Source organism: Gluconobacter sp. OJA (assembly GCF_039638325.1).
GTDB classification, from domain to species: domain Bacteria; phylum Pseudomonadota; class Alphaproteobacteria; order Acetobacterales; family Acetobacteraceae; genus Gluconobacter; species Gluconobacter cerinus.
The window spans coordinates 1511018-1535927 of sequence record NZ_JBDIWI010000001.1; the positions used below are offsets into that span (position 1 = coordinate 1511018).

Genomic DNA, 24910 nt, shown 5'->3' on the forward strand with positions numbered 1-24910 from the left:
TTATCCATGTGGTAGAAAATAAAAATGAAGCATACAAAGTCTGAGTATTGAAATCGGCATAAAAGGGGAAGAGGTATTTAGAGCGCCATTTCCTTTGTCTAAATGCAGTCCTGACAGAAGGTCTATCACAATAAGCGCCGGGAAGAGGAAAATCCTAATAAAAGATATTCGCCCGAAAAGGTTCTCCTGAGCCTAAGCCCGACCATCCTCCTGTTCTTCCGGAAACACCTGAAAATCCAACAAAATTAAGCTTTGTATTTTTCGGGCCGGAATAAGAAGAAGTCTGAAGCGACGAGTAAGCATATGGAGCAGATCAAACCATTTTCTTTGGTTGCACATAATAGCACCGGGGATGATACCGTTTTCTATAAAAATAAACCTGGAGGTTTCGCAAAACCCTCTGGTTTTGAGGCTGCCTTTGTGATTCCATTTCCCTTGCGTTGATTGGGGTATGGGTCATGAGGCAGTCCGGTTTTTTTTTGATGTTGAAGAGCGCTTGGCCCGCTTGAGCAGGCTTGGTGATCAGCTTGAAGCGTTTTCCCGGACTGTGGATTTTGAAGTGTTCTGCCCTGATCCTGAGAAGGCTCTGGCGTATTCTGACGGAAGCAAGTGCGGACGTCCTCGGTTTGATCTGGTGCTAATGTTCAAAATTCTGGTCATCCAGACGCTGAACAATTTGTCCGACGAACGGACGGAGTATCTGATCAACGACCGTCTGTCGTTCATGCGCTTTCTGGGATCGGGGCTGTCGGACCGGGTACCGGATGCCAAAACGGTCTGGCTGTTTCGTAAGCGTCTGACCCAAACGGGGACCTTTGAAAGACTGTTTGACCGATTTGACGCGACCCTGCGCAATGCCGGTTACCTTCCGATGTCCGGCCAGATCCTGAATGCAACACTGGTGGCTGCTCCAAAGCCGCGCAATACCAACACTGAGAAAGTGGTTCTCTGGGCAGGACGTATTCCGGAAGACTGGCAGGACAAGCCGGCAAAGCTGTCGCACAAGGATCGTCATGCGCGCTGGACGCTGAAGGTCACGAAAGCAAAATGGCAGGATGACGGAACGATACCCTCCACAGATCTCGCTATCCCGTTCTTTGGATACAAATCCCACGTCTTCATCGACCGGAAGTTTCGGTTCATCCAGAAATCAAATGCTGGAAAGTCAGTGATACGCTCGCGTGTCGAGCATGTTTTTGCCGACCAGCAGTCTCAGACGGGGCTGTTCATCCGAACAATCGGCATCACCCGGACCACAATGAGGATCGGACTGGCCAATATCGTCTATAATATGCGACGCTTCCTCTTCCTGGAGCGGATCGACGCGAGCGCGTAGCAATTTTGCGAATGAAAACTCCAGATCTGCGATAAACGCAGAGCGAAAATCAGCTCCAGAAACCAGGACACAACTGTATCAACAAACAGTGCTTCAATCTCTCCAGGTCGAAAAGGACACAACAGTCGTCATCCTGATTTCGCCACATATGGCAAGTAGTCTCGAGTAAAGTCCAGCCACTCCCGTCCACCGGACATCGCGAGGATGCCATGCGACTTGTCAGTGCCATAAACAGATTCGGCTGGGGCCAGCGAGAGAGTGGCTCTTCCGACATACCTCTCCGGGAATGGCTTTCCCGCCAGCTCGATGCACCTGACGCGGCCATGTTGAGGACTGTCGGGCCATGTTCGGATGGCTTGATTGCCCTGCGGGAACAACGCAAGACCAAGCTACAGGGCGACCCTCTGGTCAAACCAATTTTTCAGACGGAAGTCACAACCCAGCTCGACAACCTGCTTGTGACGGACCAGCCTTTCCGCGAACGGCTTGCGTGGTTCTGGTTCAATCACTTCACGGTCAGCCTGCGCCAGGGCGGCACAAGAGCGGTTATTGGCGCCTATATGCGTGAGGCCATTCGCCCACATGTAACCGGGCGCTTCTCGGACATGCTCCTCGCCGTGATGCGTCACCCGGCCATGCTGATGTATCTGGACAACGCATCGTCCATCGGCCCCACCAGCCCGGCAGGGCGTAAAAGCCATCACGGACTCAATGAAAATCTTGCCCGTGAATGTCTGGAACTGCACACGGTCTCGCCGGCCTCTGGCTACACCCAGACAGACGTCACGTCCTTCGCAGCCATACTGACTGGCTGGAGCATCGACATGAAGGCCGAACGGCCCGGCTTCGTGTTCCGGGCAAAAGCCCATGAACCGGGTGAAAAAACCGTCATGGGTCAGACCTTCCCCGAAGGTGAAGACGGCGGCGTGCAGGCCCTGCACTTTCTCGGCACACATCCCGCGACGTACCGCCATATCGCAACCCAGATGGTCGGACACTTCATTTCCGACACGCCTTCGCCGCAGGTCATTACCCATATTGCGTCTGTCCTTCGGGACAGTGGTGGAGACCTGCGGAAGGCTTCTCTCGCCTTGGCAGACCTTCACGATACAAACCGTTCTGGCAGCAAGTTCCGCTCCCCCATGGACTATGCCACAGCCGTCATGCGAGCCCTGTCTTTAGGAAGCGAACCTAGCCAGCCAGACGGTCCACATTCTCCCGCCCATCAGCTTTACGCAGCCTTTGCTTCACTGGGACAACCGTTATGGACGGCCCCCTTACCCAACGGCTGGAGTGACACTGCGGCAGACTGGAGTGCGCCGGCGGACATGCTGGCCCGCACGGACTGGGCGTGGCGAATGGCGGCTCATGTTCGGGCGGGAGACCCGATGGAGATCGCCCATATCGCCCTAGGCCCGGCGCTCCGACCACAGACACAACTCGCCATGCATCATGCCGGCTCCCGTCAGGATGCACTGGCTCTGCTTTTCTCTTCACCCGAATTCCAGAGGCGTTGACCCATGATGATCCATCGTCGCACTGCCCTGCTGGGTCTGGCTGCAAGCTGGACACTCGGGCGTTCCTCTCTCGCGTTTGCCGGTTCACCTGGCGGTCCGGATGATCCACGCTTTGTGGTCATTATCCTTCGGGGCGCACTCGATGGCCTGTCGGCTGTCACCCCATACGGAGATGCCGATCTCAGAACACATCGCCGGGACCTTGTTCTTCCTGAACCTGGACAGGAGGGCGGCCTCCTTGATCTGGGTGGCTTCTATGGTCTGCATCCGTCTCTTCAGACGCTTCATAGCCTCTATGGTGAAGGCCAGATGCTGCCTATCCATGCCGTAGCAGGCCACTACCGCAGCCGCTCCCACTTTGAAGCGCAGGACTATCTGGAAAGCGGTGCCGATAACCGCCTGAGCAGCGGCTGGCTGAACCGGGCCGTTTCCGCCCTTCAGGGAAAGGCCAACAGACCGGATGGGTATGGACTAGCCATGGGGCTAACGGTTCCACTTCTCCTGCGCGGGTCTGCCAAGGTCGGAAGCTACGCACCAGCAGGAAGCCAACATCCGGACGAGGATCTTTACAACCAGATCGTTGCCCTGAACGCGTCCGACCCCATTACGGGCCCCGCTTTCAGGAACGGCCTGAAAGCCCGGGGTTTTTCGGACGCCACCATAACGGGAATGAAAAATGCCTCTGAGACCGGGAAACCCCGCAAACCCGATGCCTTCATGCAGCTTTCAACCGCCGCGGGGCAAATGCTGGCCACACCCCATGGCCCCCGGATCGCCGCACTGGAAATCGGAGGATGGGACACGCATGCCGCTCAGCTTGGACGATTGGGAAGCCCCCTCGCCCAGCTTGATCGCGGGATCGGAGCTTTGCGTCAAAGCCTTGGAGACAGCTGGAAGCGCACAGTAGTCCTTGCCCTGACGGAGTTTGGCAGAACTGTCCGCATGAACGGAACAGGCGGAACGGACCACGGCACCGGCACTGTCACATTCCTTGCCGGAGGTGCCGTTGCGGGAGGAAAGGTCGGCGGCACATGGCCTGGCCTGCGCCCCAGTCAACTCTTTGAAAACCGGGATCTTGCACCGACAACAGACCTGCGCGCTGTAGCCGCCGGTGTGCTGTGCGACCATCTCCACTTGCCTTCGCAAGCGATTGGCACCGTGTTTCCGGGACCGAAGACTGAGGCCCAGAAAGGCCTGATAGTGTTCACCTGACCAGATACTGGCCAAGTTACGCGCCTACCAGGACCTCGGGATGGAAGCGTTTATTCTATCTGGATATCCTCATCAGAGCGAATGTGATCTATTCGCCAGACATGTCTTGCCGCATCTGAACCATGCGCCGTTGTCCCGATTTGACTGACCATCGCCTCCACAATTCCGTACGCAATCAGCAAAGTTAGGAACTTCTCATGAGTTGGACACCAAACCCATCCCGGTATGAAGCGGCAGAATTTCGTCGTTGTGGCCGTTCGGGCCTTGATCTGCCGCCAATTTCTCTCGGCCTATGGCATAATTTTGGAGGTGTCGACGTTTTTGAGACGGGGAGAGCCGTTATCAGGCGTGCCTTTGATCGAGGGGTTACTCACTTCGATCTGGCTAACAACTATGGCCCTCCTTACGGTTCTGCCGAAGAAAATTTTGGCACGATCCTGAAAAAGGATTTTGCGGCCCACCGTGATGAAATGATCATCTCGTCAAAAGCTGGTTGGGATATGTGGCCTGGCCCGTATGGAAATGGCGGATCACGTAAATATCTGTTGGCTTCGCTTGACCAAAGTCTTCAACGAATGGGGCTTGAGTACGTCGATATTTTTTACTCACATCGTCCAACGCCTGATGTGCCTCTTGAAGAAACGATGGGCGCTCTGGTGCAGATGCATCGTCAGGGTAAAGCGCTTTACGTCGGTATTTCGTCCTATGGGCCGGAGCGAACAAAGCAGGCAGCAGCTATTCTGAAATCTGAAGGCGTGCCGTTACTCATCCATCAGCCGTCATATTCAATGTTAAACCGCTGGGTTGAAGTTGAACTGCTCGATACGCTTGAGAGCCTTGGAGTGGGCTGCATAGCCTTCTCTCCCCTCGCCCAAGGTCTCCTGACTAATAAGTATCTGAATGGTACGCCGGAAAACTCACGTGCGGCGGCAGGTGATTCTTTTGCGCGTGCAATGCTCTCCGATGAAAACATTGCCCATGTTCGCGCTCTGAATGATATTGCCCAAAAGCGCGGTCAATCCTTGGCACAGATGGCCATAGCGTGGATCCTGCGCGATCCGCGTGTCACGTCTGCGCTTATCGGTGCCCGTAATGTTCAGCAGCTCGATGATTCATTGGACGCTCTGAAAAATTCAGCATTCCAAGAGGAAGAACTCAAGCTTATCGACCAATATGCACGCGAAGGAAATATCGATCTCTGGCGTAATCTTTCGGACTGATGCTTGAAAATCGTCTGATTTTATAGGTATCGCGACACAGGTGGCCAAGAGAATGACTATTGGCCACCTGTCTGGGATTTTCGCACATGCCTGTTGCTTGCCCTAGGATTAGATAGCTCTGGCTTGTAACGTCTTCGGTAAAAAACTCTGGGTCGTTTCTACAGTTACGTGATGTAGTGGGGCAACTTGAACACCCGTGTATCTTATGAGACGCACTTTCCGTCGGCTTAAAAATGCTGATCTAGCCTGATTGGGTGTGCCGGTTCCGCGGCTATTGTCAGCTACATGGATAACAGTGTGCTCTCGTTTTTCTGACATTATGCACGCGGCTCTTGCTCCAGAACCATTGATATGCGCCGTTTTGGGGGCTCCAAAAAATCTCAATTCTAATGATGTTAATCACATCTCCTTGACGCTGATTTAACACCGTGCCGGATAATCCGAGTAAGTCATTAAAATATATCATTTTATTTATGCGGATGTAATTTTGCATATCGAAAATATATGGATAGCGCGTTTTTATGCGAATGGATGTTAAGAGTCTTTTCTTCCAGACAATGCGTTAGGCAGTCCGTAAAAAACGGATTTATGGAATTTTGGAAGAAGCGGCTGCGGAATGGCAAAAGCCGCAACAGGAGAGTTGCAATGATTATTTCAGCAGCGACAGATTATCGAAAAGCCGCCGCTCGGAAACTTCCACCTTTCCTGTTCCATTACATCGATGGCGGATCATATGCCGAGCATACACTCAGACGAAATACTACCGACCTCGCAGATCTTGCTTTAAGGCAGCGTATTTTACGCAATGTCTCCGATCTGGATACGTCTATCGAATTGTTTGGACGTAAGCTGGCTTTTCCAGCTGCTCTCGCCCCGGTGGGCTTGACTGGCATGTATGCTCGCCGAGGCGAAGTTCAGGCAGCGCGGGCAGCAAGTCGCAAGGGTATTCCGTTTACGCTGTCCACCGTATCGGTGTGTCCGATTGCGGAAGTACAGGCAGCAGTTCGAGAGCCCATCTGGTTTCAGCTTTACGTTCTCAAGGATCGCGGCTTCATGCGTGACGCTCTGGAACGTGCAAAGGCAGCGGGGGTGACCACTCTTGTCTTCACTGTGGACATGCCTACTCCAGGAGCACGTTACCGCGACGCTCATTCGGGTATGTCCGGGCCGTTCGCCAAGTGGCGTCGCTATGCGCAAGCCGTGACGCATCCACAATGGGCGTGGGATGTCGGTCTGCGCGGACGTCCGCATGATCTGGGCAATATTTCGACCTATCGTGGCACGCCAACGGCCCTCGAAGACTATATCGGTTGGCTCGCTGGTAACTTCGATGCTTCGATAAGTTGGAAAGACTTGCAGTGGATCCGCGATTTCTGGGACGGACCGATGATCATCAAGGGGATTCTAGACCCTGAAGATGCAAAGGACGCAGTAAAATTCGGCGCAGATGGGATTGTGGTATCCAACCATGGTGGCCGCCAACTTGACGGCGTTCTTTCGACAATTCGTGCCCTGCCCCCGATCGCAGATGCCGTCAAAGGCGATCTGAAGATCCTTGCTGATTCAGGAATTCGCAGCGGTCTAGACATCGCGCGTATGATTGCATGCGGCGCTGATTCAGTTCTGCTGGGTAGAGCGTTCGTTTACGCACTTGCCGCCGCGGGAGAGCGTGGTGTCGCGAATGTCCTAGATATCATAGAAAAAGAACTGCGCGTCGCGATGATCCTGACCGGAGCGCGCTCAATCTCGGAGATTACATCGGACAGTGTAGAGAAGCTCGCGCGAGAACACTGACTTTATGATTACTCAGTAATACTGTCTTTAGGTATGTCGCGTGGCATATTGACTGCGCGCTTATCTATTCATTGCGTCTTCAAGAAACAGTATATGTTTCGTATATGGAACGTAATAGCGATGTCGCATGTTTTTTCCGAGCGCTGGAGGCCGTCGTTATGCGACGCTGGAAGCAGAAAATGTTTCCGAACCATCTGGTATTCAGCGGTAATGCTGTTGACCGTCTTGGTGACAGCTAATTCTGCGAACAGTGCTCCTGATGCCTCAGGCGTTGTCGAACAGGCGCGTGCAGGAAAGAGCAGTCAGGCGGACAAGAGCGCGTCTCCCCAATCGAATGGGAACAAAGCTGTAAGAACGCATGTGGATCTTAAGCGCAGTGAGCACCTTGCAGACCCTAACCAACTCGAAAGTCTTTTCAATACTGAGAGTTTGTCTGCGCTCCTCAACCACAGGGATGACGCTTTAAGGGAACGTGATCTTTCAGCTGGCTATTTCGTGCCGGCTCAGGCTTTCGGTAATCTGGTCACGCAGTTGTCTCCTGCAAGGGCATGGCTCGCCAAGCGCGGCTACACGTTCCAGTTTGCTTACAAAGGAGAGGCCTTGGCGAACGTGAGCGGCGGCCTGAGCAGAGGCATGTCTTACGCTCATGAACTGACTTTGGTGAACAACTTCGATCTGGGCAAGTTGCTTGGTTTGGACGGCTGGATCTTGCATGGCGTTTTGATGGAACGAGCCGGCCGTCAGATCAGCTATGATCACGTTGGAGAGCGCCGTATTCTGCTATCGGAAGTGTACAGTCTTTCCGGTCACATGGCAGCGCATCTGGCTGATTTTTATGTGGAAAAAGCGTTTCGTCGCAACAGCATCAACATCAATCTCGGCCGCATTACGCTTACACACACCTACGGCACGTCGCTGTTGTTGTGCACCTTCATGATTCAGTGCTCGGCTCCAGTGGGCATCAAAGGGGTTCAAGGATGGAGCGTCTATCCGAAAGCAACGTGGGGCGGCACGATCCGCCTGCGCCCGACACGTGATCTTACGTTGAGAACAGGTGTCTATGCTTCCTCTGTCCTAACATCCAATCCATCAGGCTGGGCTTGGGGTAGCGAAAAACAGACGGGTGTGATGTTGCCGATCGAATTGACATGGGAACCGTTCATCGGACCCCGAAAGCTACCCGGCCATTACAAGCTTGGCTTCGGCCACGATACCAGCGGCTTTGCAGACATGATTGGCTCCGTCCCCTCTTCCATGGCCTTGCGATACGCGGTGCAGAGACCTCAGCCACGCGACACATTTTACATTGAGGCTGACCAGATGATTTACCGCAGCCATGGTTTGCATCAGATGGCAGGAGGCTACCTGATGGCGGGCTATATTCACAATACGCCGCAAGTCTCTGTCTTTTCTGATCAGTTTTATATTGGAACGTCGCTTCTCGGCATCATCCCGTTCCGTCCTCTCGATCGCTTTGGCGTGATGTACTCATATTATCAGATCAGTAAGCGATTAACGCTCGGGCAGCATCTCCTGCAGGATGCAGGTCTGCCGTTCCCAGCGGGAGTGAATAACCCCCAGACGCATACGGCAACACTGGAGGCCTATTACGGCATTCCGGTTGTGCCTGGTGTGCTTCTTCAGCCGTCTTTTGAATATCAGATGCGCCCCGGAGAGACATCAGTCATCCCGAACGCAACAGTCATCGGCCTCAAAGTTATCGGAAATCTGTAGACCCCCGCATCCAGGGCCGGAAACTGGCATGGATAAGCATTAACGACACGACGTCAGGAGAATTGATCCATGTCCCCCTGGAAGCAGATATACGATCCCGCCGGAAACATTCTTGTTTCAAGTCTGGTCGCCCTCATCCCGATTGCATTTTTCTTCGTTGCGCTGCTGGTGCTTCGCATGAAGGGACATGTCGCCTGTACCATCACGGTCATTCTTACCGCCATCATCGCTGTGGCTTTCTATGGGATGCCGATACCGTACCTGATTGCGACGGGATTATATGGTTTTCTCTACGGTTTGTGGCCTATTGCGTGGATCATCTTGGCTGCAGTCTTTCTCTATAAACTGTCGGTCAAAACCGGATACTTCGACATCATTCGCTATTCGATTGTCACAGTTTCGGACGATCAGCGTATTCAGATCCTGCTCGTTTCGTACGGCTTCGGTGCTTTCCTCGAAGGGGCTGCTGGTTTCGGTGCTCCGGTCGCGATTACCACAGCGCTCCTCGTCGGCCTCGGCGTGCCTCCATTGTATGCGGGCGGACTTTGCCTCCTCGCCAATGCTGCGCCTGGTGCTTTTGGGGCAATGGGCATTCCAGTCATTGTCGGCGGTCAGGTGATTGGAGCCGACCCGTTTTTGATCTCTCGGCTTGCGATGCCCATGCTTGCTGTCCTGGCGTTTGTCATTCCTTTTCTTCTGGTGATGATCGTGGACGGTCTGCGTGGCCTACGAGAGGTCTGGCCGATTACCCTCGTTGCGGCGCTGACCTTCACCGTCACGCAGACTTTGGTGGCTGTTTTCGTGGGGCCGGAACTTCCTGATATTGCGGCGGCTCTGGCAACGCTGCTGGCTATTCCGCTTTTTTTGAAGTTTTGGAGGCCCGCAGTCAGTTTCCGGTTTTCTCAGGGAAACAAAGAGGCGTCCATCATCGGGGCAGAGAAGCATTACAGCCGAAGTGACATTATCCGGGCATGGATGCCATTCGTCATTCTAACCGTTCTTGTTGCACTTTGGAGCATCGGGCCATTCAAAAACCTTTTTAAGTCTGGCGGCCCGCTCGCTTCAACGGTCATTACCTTCCCCTTCCCATATCTTAATGATCTGATCATTAAGATGCCGCCAGTCTCGCTAGAGCCGGCGCCTTATCACTCGGTATTCAAGCTGGATCTTCTCTCGTCAGTTGGCACGAGTATCATGCTGACTGCCATTCTCTCGACATTTGTGTTGCGCGCGCGTCCCCGTGATGCAATGGTGATCTTTCTGCAGACACTGAATGAACTGAAGATTCCGATCTATTCCATCGGCATGGTTCTCGCTTTTGCTTATTTGGCCAACTATTCCGGCTTGTCTGCAACGCTGGCTCTCCTGTTCGCGGCGACAGGGTCTGCATTTACGTTTCTTTCTCCAGTCCTCGGTTGGCTCGGTGTTTTCCTGACAGGATCGGACACGTCCTCAAACGCGCTGTTCGGAGGACTGCAGGCCGCGACAGGTCAGCAGATCCACGTCAGCGGCCCACTTCTCGTTGCCGCGAATGCCGTTGGAGGTTCAGTTGGGAAGATGATTTCCCCTCAGTCGATCGCTGTCGCCTGCGCCGCTGTTGGCTTGGTCGGAAAAGAAGGGGAAATGCTAAAATTCACGCTGAAATGGAGTGTTCTTCTTGTTCTTATGGTGAGTTTTCTTATTACGGTGTGATTTTATTTGGTTTGATTATTTTTATCTATTTCCTATTTTATATATTTTTTATGTTAATGTGTATAAAAATTATATATTTATATAATAAATATTTATTTTTACCATATATTATAATCTTTTTTATTAAAAATAGTTAGATAATTGATTAATTTTATTATCTGTAATGAGAGTTTCTGGATGGAAATAATTAAGGATTATGTTGGTTATTGGTGTCATGAGGTTCATATATTATCATAAGTACATGACAAGTATGACGCGATATAAGATGGACTGGAAAGCAGTGGGCGTTTATCACAATATTGTTATAATGTGATATAATTTTAAATACTACCGCACTTGATATGTTTTTTGGAGAAATCTTCAGTAAGAAAAAACTAAATTTTTCCTTTGGAAGTAGGTGAAGTATTTATTTCAGTTTTAATTAGGCTCAGGATCCATTGATTTGATTGCAGGAATCTGATTCAGGCTCTGCAAGGAGACTGAAGATGAGCGATCTGTTTTGGCTGACGGACGAACAGATGGATCTGTCTGCGGCGGTTCTTTCGCAAGGGCTACGGAAAACCTCGCGTCGATGACCGCCGTGTGCTGAGCGGTATCATTTTTGTGAACGGCAATGGTATGCGCTGGCGTGATGCGCCCGGAAGTACGGTCCACACAAGACGCTCTCCAACCGCGGGAAGCGTTGGGGCGACATGGGCATTTTCATGCAGATGATGGATGGCTTATCTGCTGCAAAGGCCCAGCCTCGGACCATCATGATTGATGTGACGTATCTCAAGGCGCACCGCACGGCTTCGAGCCTGCGGCTAAAAAGGGGGATCCAGGCCGCCTGATCGGTCGCACCAAAGGCGGTAGAATACAAAGCTCCATGCGATTACCGATCAGAACGGACGACTGCTAAGCTTTTTCATGACAGCAGGACAGATCAGTAATTACACCGGAGCCTCTGCTCTGCTGGACAGCCTGCCCATGGCACAATGGATGCTGACGGACCGGGGTTATGATGCTGACTGGTTCAGGGATGCCCTGGAGGAAAGAGGGATCAGGCCTTGCATCCCGGGACGGAGATCCCGCGGAAAACTAGTCAAATACGACAAGAGAAAATATAAGAGCTGCAATCGCATCGAGATCATGTTCGGAAAGTTCAAGGACTGGCGGCGTGTTGCAACACGCTATGACAGATGGCCTGACCGTCTTCTTCTCAGCCATCTGCCTCGCCGCAGCCGTCATCTTCTGGTTATGAGTCCTGAGCCTAGACGATTTTCGCCTTTTGAAGACAAAGCCTTTCGACAGGTCGCAATGTCCTGCATGCTCAGCCCTGAACATAGCAAGGGAGGCGCATAATCGCGCAGTGTTAAAAAACCTTTACTACCCCGGCCCCCTACAGCACCATAGTGACTAAAATAACAGAGCCGCTAAGATTGTAGGAAGCAAGAGCTGGTATCTCAGCATTAGAGCTTTCTGGTACTAAGCCATCTGACTTTCTCCGGATCGCGGTGATCGAAGAAACTGCTGGCTTTCTGATCAAGCGTGGTAATCGCCTCCACATCAGCATCGTCTAACGTAAAGTCGAAAATAGCGAAGTTTTCGGCCATACGCTCTTTACGGACTGACTTGGGGATCGCGACAATCCCGCGCTGGTTCAACCAACGCAGCACAACCTGAGCGATGGTTTTGCCATGCTTCTGCGCAACTGACTGAAGCAGATCATTCGAGAGCAGCCCGTTTCGTCCCTCTGCAAACGGTCCCCAAGCTTCTGCCTGAACATCATATTGCTTCAGGATTTCCAACGCATCGTCCTGCTGGTGAAAAGGATGCAGTTCAATCTGATTGATCGCTGGTGTGACCTCGTTGTGCAGTACAAAATCCACCAGTCGGTCAGAATAGAAGTTGCTGACACCGATCGCCCGGATACGGCCCGCCCGATACAGTTCTTCCATTGCGTGCCATGCGCCATAGACGTCCCCGTACGGTTGATGGATCAACCAGAGATCGAGATAGTCTGTCTGGAGTTTGTTTAACGAGCGCTCAAAAGCAGCCTTGGCGCCCTCATAACTCGCATCTTCAATCCAGAGCTTAGTGGTTACAAACAAATCGCCGCGGTCGATCCCATGGTTGCGGATCGCATGACCGACAGCTTCCTCGTTCCCATAGGACGTTGCGGTATCGATAAGTCGATAACCGACATCAATGGCGTCCCGAACACTTTGTTCACATTCGGCCGGGTCAGGAACCTGAAATACACCGAAGCCAAGAGACGGCATCTGGATACCATTATTCAGTATCACGGCAGGAGTGGTGATTGTCATGACTATTCTCTCTGCGGCTAAGGCTTAGCGATTGATGAGGTTTTGGTATGAGGCAGGATAACGAGCCCCTTGCAGAGCGATTCCGTTAAGCGCCTGTTCAATACGGGCCAGATCATCCTGCGTCAGAATGACATCAGCCCCTCCCAGATTCTCTTCGAGGCGGTGAAGCTTGGTTGTCCCAGGGATAGGAACGATCCAGGGTTTTTGAGCCAAAAGCCAGGCCAAGGCGATCTGCGCAGGGGTGCAGGATTTTTCAGATGCGATGGCTTTGACAAGATCAACGAGAGCCTGGTTCGCAATGAGGGCATCGGCTTGAAAACGGGGAACAGAGCTTCGGAAATCATCTTTGGAGAACACGACCTTTGGGTCGAGTTCTCCAGTCAGAAACCCTTTGCCAAGAGGCGCAAATGGCACGAAACCGATCCCCAGTTCTTCAAGGAGCGGCAGAATTTCTGCTTCGGGCTCGCGCCAGAACATCGAATATTCACTCTGGAGCGCTGCAACCGGCTGTACGGCATGCGCCCGACGGATTGAATCCGTCCCGGCTTCAGACATGCCAAAATGCTTGACCTTGCCCGCTGCGATAAGGTCTTTCACCGTTCCGGAAACATCTTCGACCGGCACGTTTGGATCGACGCGATGTTGGTAGAAGAGATCAATTCTGTCAGTCCGCAGGCGCTTCAGGGCTTCATCTGCAACCTGTCGAATACGCTCCGGCCGACTATCCAATCCCTGTGCTGGCACGCCGTTTACGAAACCAAACTTGGTGGCAATCACCACCTGATCACGAACCGGCTCTAGTGCCTCCCCAACGACTTCTTCATTAATGCTTGGTCCATAAGCTTCGGCAGTATCGAAGAAAGTGACCCCACGCTCATATGCTGCGCGGATCAGGGCAATAGCATCCTTGCGATCGGTGGCAGGGCCATAGCCATAGCTCAGGCCCATGCAGCCGAACCCAAGCGCTGATACTTCCAGACCACTCTGGCCTAATAGACGTTTCTGCATGTTTCTTGATCCCGCGTGTTTATCCTTGGGCGTCTGCCAAGGCTCTGAACACGCAAATCATAAGCCCAGCCTCATCAATCGATTAGACAAGGTAAATTTCTTAGGTCTATGACTTTTAGTCATGAAACCCGTGAGAAGGCCTGAGCATAATGCGGCGTGAAGAGCTTGGAAGTCTGGCCATGTTCATGGCAGTTGCTGATGAAGGCAGTTTTACCAAGGCCGCAGGCAGGCTTGGTATTTCACAATCTGCGCTCAGCCATTCTCTTCGACGGCTTGAAGCCAGACTGGGCCTCCGGCTCCTTACGCGCACAACCAGAAGTGTCGCACCGACACTGGCTGGTGAACGCCTTATAGAAACACTGCGTCCTGCCCTTGAGGAGATTGATCAGAAGCTTGCCGCACTGACCGAGTTGCGTGACCGTCCTGCGGGCACTGTTCGGATCACGACAAGTTCTCACGCGGCGTATACGGTGCTCTGGCCAGCTATTGATCGTCTCACAGCCGAAAATCCTGACATCAACGTGGAAATCAATATTGAAGGAGGCCTCGTCGATATCGTGGCTGAGCGATATGACGCAGGAATAAGGCTTGGAGAAAGACTGGAGCAGGATATGATTGCGGTGCCAATCAGCCCACGCCTTCGGATGGCTGCTGTGGCCTCGCCATCGTACCTGAGCGGAAAGACTATCCCGGAAACGCCTTACGATCTGGCTCACCATAACTGTATCAATCTGCGTTTGCCGACTTCTGGCGGATTATATGCTTGGGAGTTTGAGCGCGATGGCAAAGAGATCCGGGTTAAAACGCAAGGACAGCTTGTGTTCAATGATATCAATCTGATTGTGGAAGCCGCCCTCACCGGGCACGGCATTGCTTTCATGCTTGAGGACCACGTCAAAGATCACTTGTCTTCCGGAACTCTGGTGCGAATTCTGGAAGAATGGTGCGAGCCATTCAATGGCTATTATCTGTATTATCCAAGCAGGCGGCAGCCCTCTCCGGTGTTCACCCTTGTTCTGGACGCTTTGCGTTACCGAGGCGGATAAATTTTAGGGCTGGATGAATGTTCGAAAACTAGATTGACGCTTGAATGGATTGTTCTGCTTCTCGGCGATACCTTCTGGGAGTGACCCCTTTTTCTTCCAAAAATGCTCGATTGAAATTGGATAGATTACTGAAGCCAGATTCTGCGCTTATGACGGAAATGGGGTCTTTCGTTGTCATCAGAAGGTTGCATGCACGACTGATCCGCAATCGGCGCACAAAACTGGTGAAAGTGCCCCCTGTTGCTTGCTGGAACAGACGCGAGAAAGCAGACGGACTCATTTTAACGCGATGGGCGATCTCTGCCTGTTTGATCATCTTTAAATCTGAAGACAACAAGCACCGCATGACCTGATCGATCACCCTAGACTCTTCTGCTTTCGAAGAGCGGGAGTTCCAAGACTGGCATAGAACGTGTCGAGGCACTTGAGCCAAATTTACAAGAAGCGCAATCAGTTTCGAGACCCGCTCTGCTGGGTCAGAGAGCTCTAGGTCTTCCATCTGGTGGCAGAGCATTTCCAGCGATGGCCCATGAAATTCCACCCCGTTGGCCGCGTCCTCAATCAGGTGCAGAATTTCCCCAAATTCCGGGCATAGTTGAATCAATCCCTGAAGCCATGCTGGCTGGATTTGTACGATCAGATCGCGCCCATGACAGACCTGTTCTTGCCCCAGATTGCTTAACCAGTTGTGAGGTAAGTTGGGCCCTATCAGAAACATGCTTCTGGCGTAGAAGGTACCGACATGGTCACCCACGACATACCGCCCACTCCCCGCTGTAATCAAGTGCAGTTCATACTCGGGATGGTAATTCCACTTAGCGCACTCAGCGGGGTAATCATGCCTGGACAGAGTAAAACTGTGCACTGGATTGGCCGTAATGAGCTCGTAAACGGGTTGAAGGGGCTGCGTGGCAAAGGGTTTTCGGCGATGGGACATGCAATGCCTAATACAACGCTGCCCTAAGGCAGCGCTTTAAAAGCTGCGGATGATATCAGGATCTGCATTTGGGATCATGGTTTCCAGTAAGGTCTGATTCGTCGCAGTATCATCAGGAATTTTCCTGTTAGCATCTAGCGTTTGATTTTTATTTTTTCGATACTTTTTTGCGGTTTCGTTCAGCGGTGAGAGCGGTTCGTCCTGCAGTATTTTTGAGTTTCTAAAGCAGAAATTTCCTCAATATAGTTACGATATAATAACATGATAACTATTATCAGCTCTGAATTGCTCCGTCCCAGCATTGCTCTCACGGTTTCTTGTGGTCTATCGCGCCTCGCTCACTTTCTTGAAATTCTTCCTCAAAGAGACCGCATGACCATCGCAGTGCCGCCCGAGAACTCGTGTTTGACGAACGTTCCCTCCCCCCGCACATCTCTTATTTTCTTTGTGCTCGCTCTGGGCGCTTTTGCTATAGGAACTGCTGAATTTACAGCCATGAGTCTGGTGCCTCTGATCGCGCGGGAACTTCAGGTTACGGTTCCTCAGGCCGGGCACGCGATTGTTGCTTACGCGATGGGTGTTGGCATTGGAGCACCGCTCATTGCTGTTCTCAGTGCGCGTTTGAGCCATAAAAAAACACTCATTGGTCTCACTGCCCTCTATATGGTTGGAAATGGGCTCACAGCCTTTGTCCCATCTTATGGCTACCTTCTGATATGCCGATTTGTCAGCGGCCTTCCCCATGGCGCCTATTTTGGAATAGCCGGCATCATCGCTTCGTCACTCGTTCCTCCAAGTCGCAGGACACAGGCGGTTTCGCGTGTCGTGCTTGGTCTCACTATTGCAACAGTTGCAGGCGTGCCTCTCGCCAGTATCATAGGAAGTGCCCTAGGATGGCGCTGGTCTTTCGGTTTGATCGCGGCTCTGGCACTCATCACAACTGTCCTTGTCAGTGTGGTCGTTCCGACAGACCCTTCACGTCCCCATGCAAATGCAATGGCGCAGCTCAGAGGCCTTAAAAACCGACAAGTGTGGCTCACCCTTGGAATTAGTGCCGTAGGGTTTGGTGGAATTTTTTGTGTTTATACTTACCTGACGGCCATTATGCAGGAAGTTCTACATGCATCGTCCACGATGATTGCTATCATGCTGGCTGTCTTTGGAGCGGGAATGACCACAGGAACGGTTGTTTGCGCCTGGGCTGCTGACCGGAAGATGATGCTGACCATGGGCGGTATCTTGCTCGTCAATGCTTCTGCTCTCGCCGGTTTCGCAGGATCGGCGCATAACGTCTGGGAGCTTATGCCTGTTGTGTTCATGATTGGGTGTGGCGGAGGGCTGGGAACGGTGATTCAGTCGCGCCTCCTTGAAGTCGCGGTAGGTGCAGAAGCTATGGCTGCGGCCTTGAACCAGAGCGCTTTCAACCTGTCTAATGCCGTTGGTCCCGCACTGGGTGGGCTTGCCATTGCAGCCGGTTTTGGATGGACCTCAGTCGGCTGGGTTGGCAGCGGCCTGGCTTTTGGTGGTTTCATGATCTGGCTGCTGACTTTGGGGGATATCAAGGCAAAACAACAGCGACCGATCTAATATTTGATAAGGTGTCTTTTCATAGACGCGAAAATCGGAAATTTACGTCAAATCACCAGACATTTATTATGCTGCTATCCCAAAAGGGGCTTCTCCACAGGCGTTAGCTTCATCAACCGTGAGTAGAAGCCTTATGCGCTCCTTGGCAGGGCGATGAGAGAGTGGAGGCGAGCGATGGAGGACCTTCTCTGCGTGGTCCCACTGCGGAAAGTGTTTCCCTTTCAGAAGAACAATTGCCCCGGTAGAGGCTTCTTGGATGGTTGACCCGTTGTCGGTTGTCCATTGAACTCCCGGCCCGACATAGGCGCGAAGCAAACGGAGATCAACGCAATCAACATGAAATTTCCTGCAACTATCCGTCGTTATTTTTTCCAAACGAACGCGGAGTGCTTGATGTCGGGACATATCGCCGTAAAGAGTAGCGATCTCCAGGATGTCTTTCTGTAGAGGCAATGTACCTTCCGGAAATGAGGCTTGTAGCTGGGCAGCAATGTCCCCCAGTTGCCCCCGCGCTATCCATGATCGAGGCGCGGATTTCAGATAGTCTTTCGCCGCCTGTGTCAGTGTTTCCGACAAGCCGGCCTGATGAAGACTGATGCTACAGTGAGGCAACAGAATGTCTTTGAGCAACGACTGACGAGCCAGACGGGTACGGGTGGAACACTGCGGCATGGAAAACGCTTCCTTGCTATTGATATGTTATAACATAACTATTATTGACGCCTGTATCAATCCCCTCTTCTCTTCAGGTGCTTGCCTCATGTCGGACAATCGATTGCCTGTGACCGTTCTTTCCGGTTTTTTGGGAGCTGGAAAAACTACCCTTCTCAATCATGTTCTGAATAATCGCGACGGTCTGAAGGTTGCGGTCATTGTCAATGATATGAGTGACGTGAACATTGATGCCGAGCTGATCCGCAATGGCGGCAGTAATTTGTCCCGGACAAATGAAAAGCTCGTGGAAATGACGAATGGCTGCATCTGCTGTACGTTGCGGGATGACCTTCTGACCGAGGTGACACGGCTGGCGGAAGAAAAAAGATTTGATTACCTCCTGATTGAATCAACCGGGATTGCAGAGCCCCTGCCCGTCGCAGCTACTTTCGAGTTTCGAGATGAAGAAGGCCGCAGTTTGAGTGACGTCGCTCGGCTCGATACGATGGTAACTGTTGTGGATGCCGTGAACCTGCTCAAAGACTACGGATCAACCGATTTCCTTCGGGATCGAGGTGAGGTTGCGGGAGAAGAGGACGAACGCGCGCTCGTAGACCTATTCGTTGATCAGATCGAATTTGCGGACGTCATCGTTCTAAACAAAATCGATACGGCCACTACCGAGCAGGCAGAGGCAGCAAGATTGATCATTCGTTCTCTCAATGCTGACGCGGCTGTGGTTGAAACAAGCCAAAGCCAGGTTCCCATAAACCAGCTTTTAAACACTGGCCGATTTGATTTTGAGCGTGCACACCAGAATCCCTTGTGGTTCAAAGAGTTGTACGGGCATTCTGAACATCGGCCGGAAACGGAAGAATACGGAATTTCCAGCTTTGTCTACCGTGCCCATCGGCCTTTCAGACCGAATGCTTTTGCAGACTTCATCGAGCAGTCATGGCACGGTGTGGTGCGCGTGAAAGGCTATTTCTGGCTTGCAACCCGCCCGGATTGGGTCGGAGATCTGAGTATTGCGGGGGCTTTAGCGCGTCATCAGGCGGCTGGGCGGTGGTGGGCAAGTGTCCCGCATGACAATTGGCCTGATGACGAAGGCTGGCGAGCGACATTGGCCAAATACTGGGACGATGTTTACGGAGACCGACGTCAGGAACTGGTCTTTATTGGAACCGGAATGGAAGAGGCTGCAATTCGTACCGCGCTCGACAATTGCCTTGTTGCACCACCACAGGACGCAATTTTCATGCCTTGGCACTACGATAATCTTCCTGACCCATTTCCTCAATGGTCGTAAATATCTGAGGTATTTTGACGTACGCGCACATATTTTATGCCACCTGGCCTAGCGATTAAGACAGCAATTGGAGGGACTTTCTTCTTAGCCCCTCCCGAACACTCACGGACCCGTAAAATAACCATTCGCTCTGATGTATATCTCAGTAACTATTCTCTCGAAAGATACAGTCAAACTCAGAAATCCGATGAGACCGTCCCCGTCATTGAAAACCTTGGAAGCACATAGAAGGATGCTCCGCTGCTGCCTGCTAGGGTACTGCCGTCGAGCAGTGTCACATTATGGTAGTTGTTGGTAATGCCCGTTGTTCCGACACGAATGATCGATGCCGTCAGGTTAGAGAAATTCAAACGGAACGTAGGGGTTTTCAGGAAATAGAGCGGTTTGAAATGATACCCAAGCGCGAGGGTATTGGTAACAAACCCTGGCATTCTCTGATCGCCCACAAGTGTGACTGACTGCGGGCCGGTATAGTGAAGGCTGAAGTTTCCAAAAAATCCTGCGTTGCTGTAGGTCAGGCCAAAATTTGCAAGCACTCGTGGCGTGAGAATGGACTGTTTTCCTTTGGTGGGAAGGTATGTGTCACCATAAGGAATATTTGAGTCAAAAGTGCCATGCAGGTATTCCACTGAGGCATATGGGCTGAAATGGTGGAAATCCCTTCCTGCAATCATGGCATCAAATCCGCGGATCGTCTGGTTTCCTGCATTGGAAACTGCGTAAGCGGTATTGGGCAGATAGGTGGTGAGAAGACGGTTGGTGATATTGGAATTGAATGCCGAAATATCGAACGTCAGGTACCGGTTGTTATAGCGATATCCAATCTGCTCCGTGATGGAATACTGGTTTTTGGGGAGTGACGTTGAACCAGATAGCTGTGACGGAGACGGCTGGCGGAAATCACCCTCGGCATTCATGTAAACCTGACTGTGAGAGTCGATTTTATACGAGACAGAAAGATGCGGAAGAGGCGCGGTTGAGTTAGCCCCGATCGTAAATTGGCTGAGCCCGGAAGCGCGATCCCAATAGTTGGACATGATATATTTGAAGCCACCATTTATGGTTAGGCGATCATTAAAATATTTAGCGGTATCTTCGATAAAGAAAGAATTCAGCTCGTAACCGGCATTGTACCTGTAAATTGCTTCCTGACCATCTGTTGTATAGAGCTTATAGGCATTGTCATTTGTTTTGGCATTTCGTCCGCCAGGTTGTGTTGCCATGGTTGGAAAGAAATAGTTGACGGCATTGTTCTCATACCAGTATCCGAAAGACAGATGGTTATGACGATCAAGGTCGTAACCCAGTTTGGCGACAAGCCCGACTTGCGGGGACCAGTGCTGCGCCCAGTATGTGCTCAACGGTGTAGAAGGATCTGCTTTCTGCCCGTTCCCATAGAAATATGTGGCGCCCGTCGAGGCTGGCGTGCCGGCAGTCGAGCCGTCCCATCCGAAGCCTGTCGCAAAATAGGGAGACAGGTCGAAGGTCAGACGTTTGTTGATAATGATATGGGCTTGTGTTGTGACGAAAAACTGGTTCCAGGAGTCAATATTGCCTTGCCAGTAATTTCCGGCGGACGTGGAATTCCTGTCCCAGACATTTGTACGGTTATATCCCTGTCCCGTATGCTTATAATTATAAAATGTTTGAGCATCTGGATATGCATCAATTGTAAACATGGAATTGTTCCATGAACCAAAAAATTTTACAGTTGAGCCGTTGGTAAATTCTTTAAAAAGTCCAACGTCTACATGTGTCCGTCGGTTTGTACCTGCACCCATCCATTGTCTCGAATGGGTATTTGAGACTGAGATGTAAGACCGGATACCGGAATTTCCGATTTCTCCGGATTCCAGTCGGACGAATTCACGGGACATGTTGTTGGTGCCGTAAGAAAAATCCATGCTGCCCCCAGCTTTCTTTCCGGGGGTTAGTGTGCGCTCATCAAGCGTACCTGCCGTTGCATTGGATGCAGGCGCATCGATGGGAGAGCTCCCAGGCGTCATGGTGACGCTTTCGATGTTCTCTGCATCAACGTTCTGCTGAAGATACGCCGCAAGAGATGCAGGCGCCCCATCCAAAAGCAAAGCCGTATCGGCATCAGTAAAACCGCGCATATACAGTGCGCCGCCTTTGATGCCAGACGTATCTGGCATGGCAATGCTGACACTTGGAAGATTTTGGACAACATCAAGACCGGTTGATGTCGGGCTTCTCATCTCAATATATTGGCGCCCCACAGACTGCACTGCATAAGGTGCAGTTTCGACGCGCATCATGCCTCCCCCAGAGTTGCGCGCACTTCTCGATCCACGAACACCGACGCTCTCTTCGCTGGCTGCCATCATGGACGTTCTACGGGAGCGTGGTTTTGCGGGTGTGCCAGATGTCGCATGATGAGAGCTTGTCACATGACGAGGGTGATGAGCCGGAGCAGCACTGGAGCGTCCAGTCTCTGCGGAAAGGAGTACGGAACTCAGAATAGTACCGAGGAACAGACGAGAAGCCAGTGTCTTCACTTTTTTTCTCCGAAAGCTCAGTTGGCGTAACTGATAATATGCACTCAAACATATTTCGTTTTAATAATGAAATACTAAATAATCTTTGGGGAAAATAAATATACGAATTTAGTATTTTGGATTAATTTCAGCGCGTTTAGCCGAATGATGCTTCCATCATTCGGCTTTCTGAAGCTTATTTCTGAATTCGGAAATTAAAATGAATATTTAGAAGTCTTTTTCGCAGCTCATAATGACCTTTCTAACTTGGGCTATCATTCCTCTTATTTGGTCTGGAGTCGAAATAAATGGAGGGCCAAAAGAAATCGTGTCTCCTGTGACGCGAAGCAGAACACCCTCTTCCAGGCCGCGCTCAAAAAGCTGGACACTTCGCAGGGCAGACTTGTCAGAAAGGGGATTGAGTTCGATCGCAGCGGTAAGGCCGATGTTTCGCAGATCTTTTACGGATTTCAGGTCCTGCAATGCATGGACCTCTTCTTCCAAGATGGGTTCCAGTGCCCTGACGGCCGCATTGGTCCCCTTTTCTTCCATTATGTCGAGCACCGTATGGGCCACGGCTGCCGCCATTGGATGCCCTGAATAGGTGTAGCCGTGAGCGAACTCTATGGCTGCGTCCGGGCCGTTCATGAACGTTTTGTAGATTTCTGAAGTGACGATAACGCCTCCCATGGGAATGATCCCATTCGTGACCGCCTTGGCGAAGGTAATCATATCTGGTGTGACGCCAAATCTTTGGGAGGCAAAGTTTTCTCCCATACGCCCAAAGCCCGTGATGACTTCGTCGAAAATGAGGAGAATGCCGTGTTTCGTACAGATTTCCCGCAGCTTCTGAAGATATCCGACGGGGGGGACAAGAACGCCGGTCGATCCCTGCACTGGCTCGACAATGACAGCCGCGATTGTGGAGGCATCATGGAGTGCCACCAGTCTTTCGAGATCGTCCGCCAGATGAGCGCCCCATTCAGACTGCCCTTTTGAAAAGGCGACATGGGCGTGATCGTAAGGGTGTCGGATGTGGTCCACGCCAGGGACCATCACCGTGGCGAACATCTTGCGGTTCGGAACAATGCCGCCTACGGACATGCCACCAAACCCTACACCGTGATAACCTCGTTCGCGTCCAATGAGACGAAAGCGGCCGCCCTCACCTTTAAGCTTGTGAAAGCCGATCGCAATTTTCAGCGCAGTATCAACAGCTTCCGAGCCAGAATTCGCGAAGAAAACATGCTCCAAGCCTTCGGGGGCCATTTTTGCGATGCGTGCTGCCAGCGTTACAGCCGGTGCATGCGTCATCTGGAATCCGGGTGCGAAGTCCAGCGTTTCTGCCTGCTGACGAAGCGCGTCCGCAATGCGTGGATTTCCATGGCCTAAAGGCGTACACCACAGCCCAGACAGGGTATCGAAGACCGTTTTGCCATCGGCCATCGTATAGTAAGGCCCTTTGGCAGAGGCCACAACGCGATGATCGCCCCGACCGTTAACCAGTCTGTTGGCTGTAAAGGGCATCCAGTTGCGTCCCTCACTCATGGCAAGGGCGCACAGGCTTTCGTTCGTCAATGTAGTCACGATACTGCCTCCGTCAGGCTGTCAGATGTTTTTTTCTTAAAGGGCGCTCTCTCGACATACCGGCCCTGCCCGCGCTCGGCACGCAGTGTACCGTCATCCCAAAGAATGCGGCTCTGACTGATTGTCTTTTTTGCCACGCCTGTAACGGTCATGCCTTCATAAATATTGTAATCGACATTCTGATGATGTGTGGCGGCAGAAATGGTTCGTGAGGCCGATGGATCCCACAGCACAATATCCGCGTCTGCACCCTCAACAATCATGCCTTTCCGGCTATGGATATTGAAGATACGGGCCGTATTGGTGGACGTGAGGGCAACAAACTGCTCCGGAGTTATCTTGCCGCCGACAACGCCGTGATGCCACAGAATGCTCATGCGATCCTCAATGCCGGGAACACCGTTGGGGATGCGCGTAAAGTTGGTGAGGCCCATTTCTTTCTGGGAGCGGCAGAAGCAGCAGTGATCCGTTGCGGTGGTGTGGAGCTGGCCGGAAGAAAGGCCGCCCCAGAGCGCTTGCTGATGCGATTTTTCGCGGAAAGGCGGGCTCATGACATAGCGCGATGCCTTCAGCCAGTCTGAAGACTGATAAACGCTTTCATCGAAAACCAGATGCTGTGGAAGTACTTCGCCATAAACCTGTAGTCCGCGAAGGCGGGCATTTGCGATGGCGTCGGTCGCCTCGCGTGTTGACACGTGCACGATATAGAGCGGGGTATTGCTGACGGCCGCCAGTGTAATGGCGCGCTGAGCAGCCTCGCCCTCCACGCTGGATGGGCGGGAGAGCGGATGCGCCGCAGGGCCTGTGTTTCCTGCTTTCAGGAGAGTCTCCTGAAGAAACGAGACGGCATCTCCATTTTCGGCATGCACGGTGCATAAAGCGCCCAGCTCTCCCGCTCGGCGCATGGAGTTGAGGAACGTCTCATCATCCACCATCAGGGCGTTCTTGTAGGCCATGAAGTGTTTGAAGGAATTAACCCCGCAGTTCCGCACCAGTGTTTCCATATCCTGGTGAACCTGCTCATCCCATTGCGTCACCGCGACATGGAAACCATAGTCAGCAGACGCTTTTTCGGCTTTGCTCCGCCATGTTTTCCATGCGTCATGCAGCGACTGCCCGTGTTCGGGGATGACGAAATCAATAATGCTCGTTGTGCCTCCGGCGAGACCGGCGGCGGTGCCTGTATAGAAATCGTCACTGGCCGTCGTGCCCATAAAGGGCATTTCCATATGCGTGTGGGGATCTATCCCCCCTGGCATGACAAGCAGCCCATTTGCATCAACGATGGTACAGCCTGTCGGCGCTTCCATATCCGCCTGAACAGCCGCGATTTTCCCGTCATCGTCACATAGGACGTCCGCTCTGAAACGCCGCTCAGACGTAACAACTGTTCCACCCTTGATCAGGAGCATGACATCCCTTCCCTTCAGGAAAAGTGGTTGGCATTATGTCGTTGTCTTACCGAAACTG

The 24910-nt window shown here is 52.0% G+C and carries 18 protein-coding genes and 1 pseudogene; 12 read left to right on the plus strand and 7 right to left on the minus strand.

Features of this window, described 5'->3' with window-relative positions; translation table 11 throughout:
- Positions 1–303: 303 nt before the first annotated feature.
- From ABDK75_RS07125 to ABDK75_RS07165, 9 genes and pseudogenes are all read left to right on the plus strand, one after another.
- Positions 304–444 (plus strand): hypothetical protein, encoded by a 141-nt coding sequence (locus tag ABDK75_RS07125; protein WP_346005343.1) that lies wholly within the window; start codon positions 304–306, stop codon positions 442–444.
- A gap of 7 nt (positions 445–451) precedes the next feature.
- Positions 452–1336 carry a transposase gene (locus tag ABDK75_RS07130; protein ID WP_346005344.1) on the plus strand — a complete coding sequence of 295 codons (885 nt, stop codon included), beginning with the start codon at positions 452–454 and terminating at the stop codon, positions 1334–1336.
- Between the two features lie 209 nt (positions 1337–1545).
- Positions 1546–2853 carry a DUF1800 domain-containing protein gene (locus ABDK75_RS07135; protein ID WP_346005345.1) on the plus strand — a complete coding sequence of 436 codons (1308 nt, stop codon included), beginning with the start codon at positions 1546–1548 and terminating at the stop codon, positions 2851–2853.
- A gap of 3 nt (positions 2854–2856) precedes the next feature.
- Positions 2857–4065: a DUF1501 domain-containing protein gene (locus ABDK75_RS07140; protein WP_346005347.1), complete on the plus strand. Its 1209-nt coding sequence runs from the start codon at positions 2857–2859 to the stop codon at positions 4063–4065.
- 197 nt (positions 4066–4262) lie between these two features.
- Entirely contained in the window at positions 4263–5285 is a 1023-nt protein-coding gene (gene mgrA, locus ABDK75_RS07145) for an L-glyceraldehyde 3-phosphate reductase (protein ID WP_264649695.1), read from the plus strand.
- Positions 5286–5930: 645 nt separating this feature from the next.
- Positions 5931–7079 (plus strand): FMN-dependent L-lactate dehydrogenase LldD, encoded by a 1149-nt coding sequence (gene lldD, locus ABDK75_RS07150; protein ID WP_346005348.1) that lies wholly within the window; start codon positions 5931–5933, stop codon positions 7077–7079.
- A 120-nt stretch (positions 7080–7199) separates the two neighbouring features.
- On the plus strand, positions 7200–8813 hold the full coding sequence (locus tag ABDK75_RS07155; RefSeq protein WP_408874411.1) for a carbohydrate porin: 1614 nt from the start codon (positions 7200–7202) through the stop codon (positions 8811–8813).
- A gap of 69 nt (positions 8814–8882) precedes the next feature.
- A complete protein-coding gene (locus ABDK75_RS07160) occupies positions 8883–10505 on the plus strand; it encodes a lactate permease LctP family transporter (protein ID WP_346005349.1) in 1623 nt (540 codons plus the stop codon).
- 485 nt (positions 10506–10990) lie between these two features.
- Positions 10991–11748, plus strand: a pseudogene (locus tag ABDK75_RS07165) (IS5 family transposase).
- 208 nt (positions 11749–11956) lie between these two features.
- Here the strand turns inward: ABDK75_RS07165 and ABDK75_RS07170 are convergent.
- Positions 11957–12814 (minus strand): aldo/keto reductase, encoded by an 858-nt coding sequence (locus tag ABDK75_RS07170; protein WP_346005350.1) that lies wholly within the window; start codon positions 12812–12814, stop codon positions 11957–11959.
- A gap of 24 nt (positions 12815–12838) precedes the next feature.
- Positions 12839–13822: an aldo/keto reductase gene (locus ABDK75_RS07175; RefSeq protein WP_346005351.1), complete on the minus strand. Its 984-nt coding sequence runs from the start codon at positions 13820–13822 to the stop codon at positions 12839–12841.
- Positions 13823–13971: 149 nt separating this feature from the next.
- Between ABDK75_RS07175 and ABDK75_RS07180 the strand changes: the two genes are divergently transcribed.
- On the plus strand, positions 13972–14868 hold the full coding sequence (locus ABDK75_RS07180) for a LysR family transcriptional regulator (RefSeq protein ID WP_346005352.1): 897 nt from the start codon (positions 13972–13974) through the stop codon (positions 14866–14868).
- A 28-nt stretch (positions 14869–14896) separates the two neighbouring features.
- On the opposite strand, the gene ABDK75_RS07185 is transcribed toward ABDK75_RS07180, so the two are convergent.
- Positions 14897–15622, minus strand: coding sequence for an AraC family transcriptional regulator (locus tag ABDK75_RS07185; RefSeq protein WP_346005353.1), 726 nt, complete (start codon positions 15620–15622; stop codon positions 14897–14899).
- Between the two features lie 555 nt (positions 15623–16177).
- Between ABDK75_RS07185 and ABDK75_RS07190 the strand changes: the two genes are divergently transcribed.
- The gene (locus tag ABDK75_RS07190) at positions 16178–17392 is read left to right on the plus strand and encodes an MFS transporter (RefSeq protein ID WP_346005354.1); all 1215 of its coding nucleotides are present in this window, start codon (positions 16178–16180) and stop codon (positions 17390–17392) included.
- A gap of 66 nt (positions 17393–17458) precedes the next feature.
- On the opposite strand, the gene ABDK75_RS07195 is transcribed toward ABDK75_RS07190, so the two are convergent.
- Complete coding sequence (locus ABDK75_RS07195; protein ID WP_346005355.1) at positions 17459–18064, minus strand: DUF1826 domain-containing protein; 606 nt, start codon at positions 18062–18064, stop codon at positions 17459–17461.
- Between the two features lie 88 nt (positions 18065–18152).
- Here ABDK75_RS07195 and zigA point away from each other — a divergent pair, with 88 nt between their 5' ends.
- Positions 18153–19355, plus strand: a complete 1203-nt coding sequence (gene zigA, locus ABDK75_RS07200) for a zinc metallochaperone GTPase ZigA (RefSeq protein ID WP_346005356.1) — start codon at positions 18153–18155, stop codon at positions 19353–19355.
- A gap of 176 nt (positions 19356–19531) precedes the next feature.
- Here the strand turns inward: zigA and ABDK75_RS07205 are convergent, their stop codons facing one another.
- The 3 genes from ABDK75_RS07205 to hydA all read right to left on the minus strand — a co-directional run bounded on the left by ABDK75_RS07205 (position 19532) and on the right by hydA (position 24852).
- A complete protein-coding gene (locus tag ABDK75_RS07205) occupies positions 19532–21874 on the minus strand; it encodes a TonB-dependent receptor domain-containing protein (RefSeq protein WP_346005357.1) in 2343 nt (780 codons plus the stop codon).
- A gap of 207 nt (positions 21875–22081) precedes the next feature.
- Positions 22082–23401 carry an aspartate aminotransferase family protein gene (locus tag ABDK75_RS07210; protein ID WP_346005837.1) on the minus strand — a complete coding sequence of 440 codons (1320 nt, stop codon included), beginning with the start codon at positions 23399–23401 and terminating at the stop codon, positions 22082–22084.
- A gap of 35 nt (positions 23402–23436) precedes the next feature.
- Positions 23437–24852 (minus strand): dihydropyrimidinase, encoded by a 1416-nt coding sequence (hydA, locus tag ABDK75_RS07215; protein ID WP_346005358.1) that lies wholly within the window; start codon positions 24850–24852, stop codon positions 23437–23439.
- Positions 24853–24910 lie beyond the last annotated feature (58 nt).

Coding starts and splice junctions, on each gene's coding strand:
- ABDK75_RS07135 (WP_346005345.1), top strand. CDS start 1,546: ATGCGACTTGTCAGTGCCATAAACAGATTCGGCTGGGGCCAGCGAGAG.
- zigA (WP_346005356.1), top strand. CDS start 18,153: ATGTCGGACAATCGATTGCCTGTGACCGTTCTTTCCGGTTTTTTGGGA.
- ABDK75_RS07175 (WP_346005351.1), bottom strand. CDS start 13,822: ATGCAGAAACGTCTATTAGGCCAGAGTGGTCTGGAAGTATCAGCGCTT.
- mgrA (WP_264649695.1), top strand. CDS start 4,263: ATGAGTTGGACACCAAACCCATCCCGGTATGAAGCGGCAGAATTTCGT.
- hydA (WP_346005358.1), bottom strand. CDS start 24,852: ATGCTCCTGATCAAGGGTGGAACAGTTGTTACGTCTGAGCGGCGTTTC.
- ABDK75_RS07155 (WP_408874411.1), top strand. CDS start 7,200: ATGTCGCATGTTTTTTCCGAGCGCTGGAGGCCGTCGTTATGCGACGCT.
- ABDK75_RS07190 (WP_346005354.1), top strand. CDS start 16,178: ATGACCATCGCAGTGCCGCCCGAGAACTCGTGTTTGACGAACGTTCCC.
- ABDK75_RS07195 (WP_346005355.1), bottom strand. CDS start 18,064: ATGCCGCAGTGTTCCACCCGTACCCGTCTGGCTCGTCAGTCGTTGCTC.
- ABDK75_RS07125 (WP_346005343.1), top strand. CDS start 304: ATGGAGCAGATCAAACCATTTTCTTTGGTTGCACATAATAGCACCGGG.
- ABDK75_RS07210 (WP_346005837.1), bottom strand. CDS start 23,401: ATGAGTGAGGGACGCAACTGGATGCCCTTTACAGCCAACAGACTGGTT.
- ABDK75_RS07130 (WP_346005344.1), top strand. CDS start 452: ATGGGTCATGAGGCAGTCCGGTTTTTTTTTGATGTTGAAGAGCGCTTG.
- ABDK75_RS07140 (WP_346005347.1), top strand. CDS start 2,857: ATGATGATCCATCGTCGCACTGCCCTGCTGGGTCTGGCTGCAAGCTGG.
- ABDK75_RS07170 (WP_346005350.1), bottom strand. CDS start 12,814: ATGACAATCACCACTCCTGCCGTGATACTGAATAATGGTATCCAGATG.
- ABDK75_RS07160 (WP_346005349.1), top strand. CDS start 8,883: ATGTCCCCCTGGAAGCAGATATACGATCCCGCCGGAAACATTCTTGTT.
- lldD (WP_346005348.1), top strand. CDS start 5,931: ATGATTATTTCAGCAGCGACAGATTATCGAAAAGCCGCCGCTCGGAAA.
- ABDK75_RS07180 (WP_346005352.1), top strand. CDS start 13,972: ATGCGGCGTGAAGAGCTTGGAAGTCTGGCCATGTTCATGGCAGTTGCT.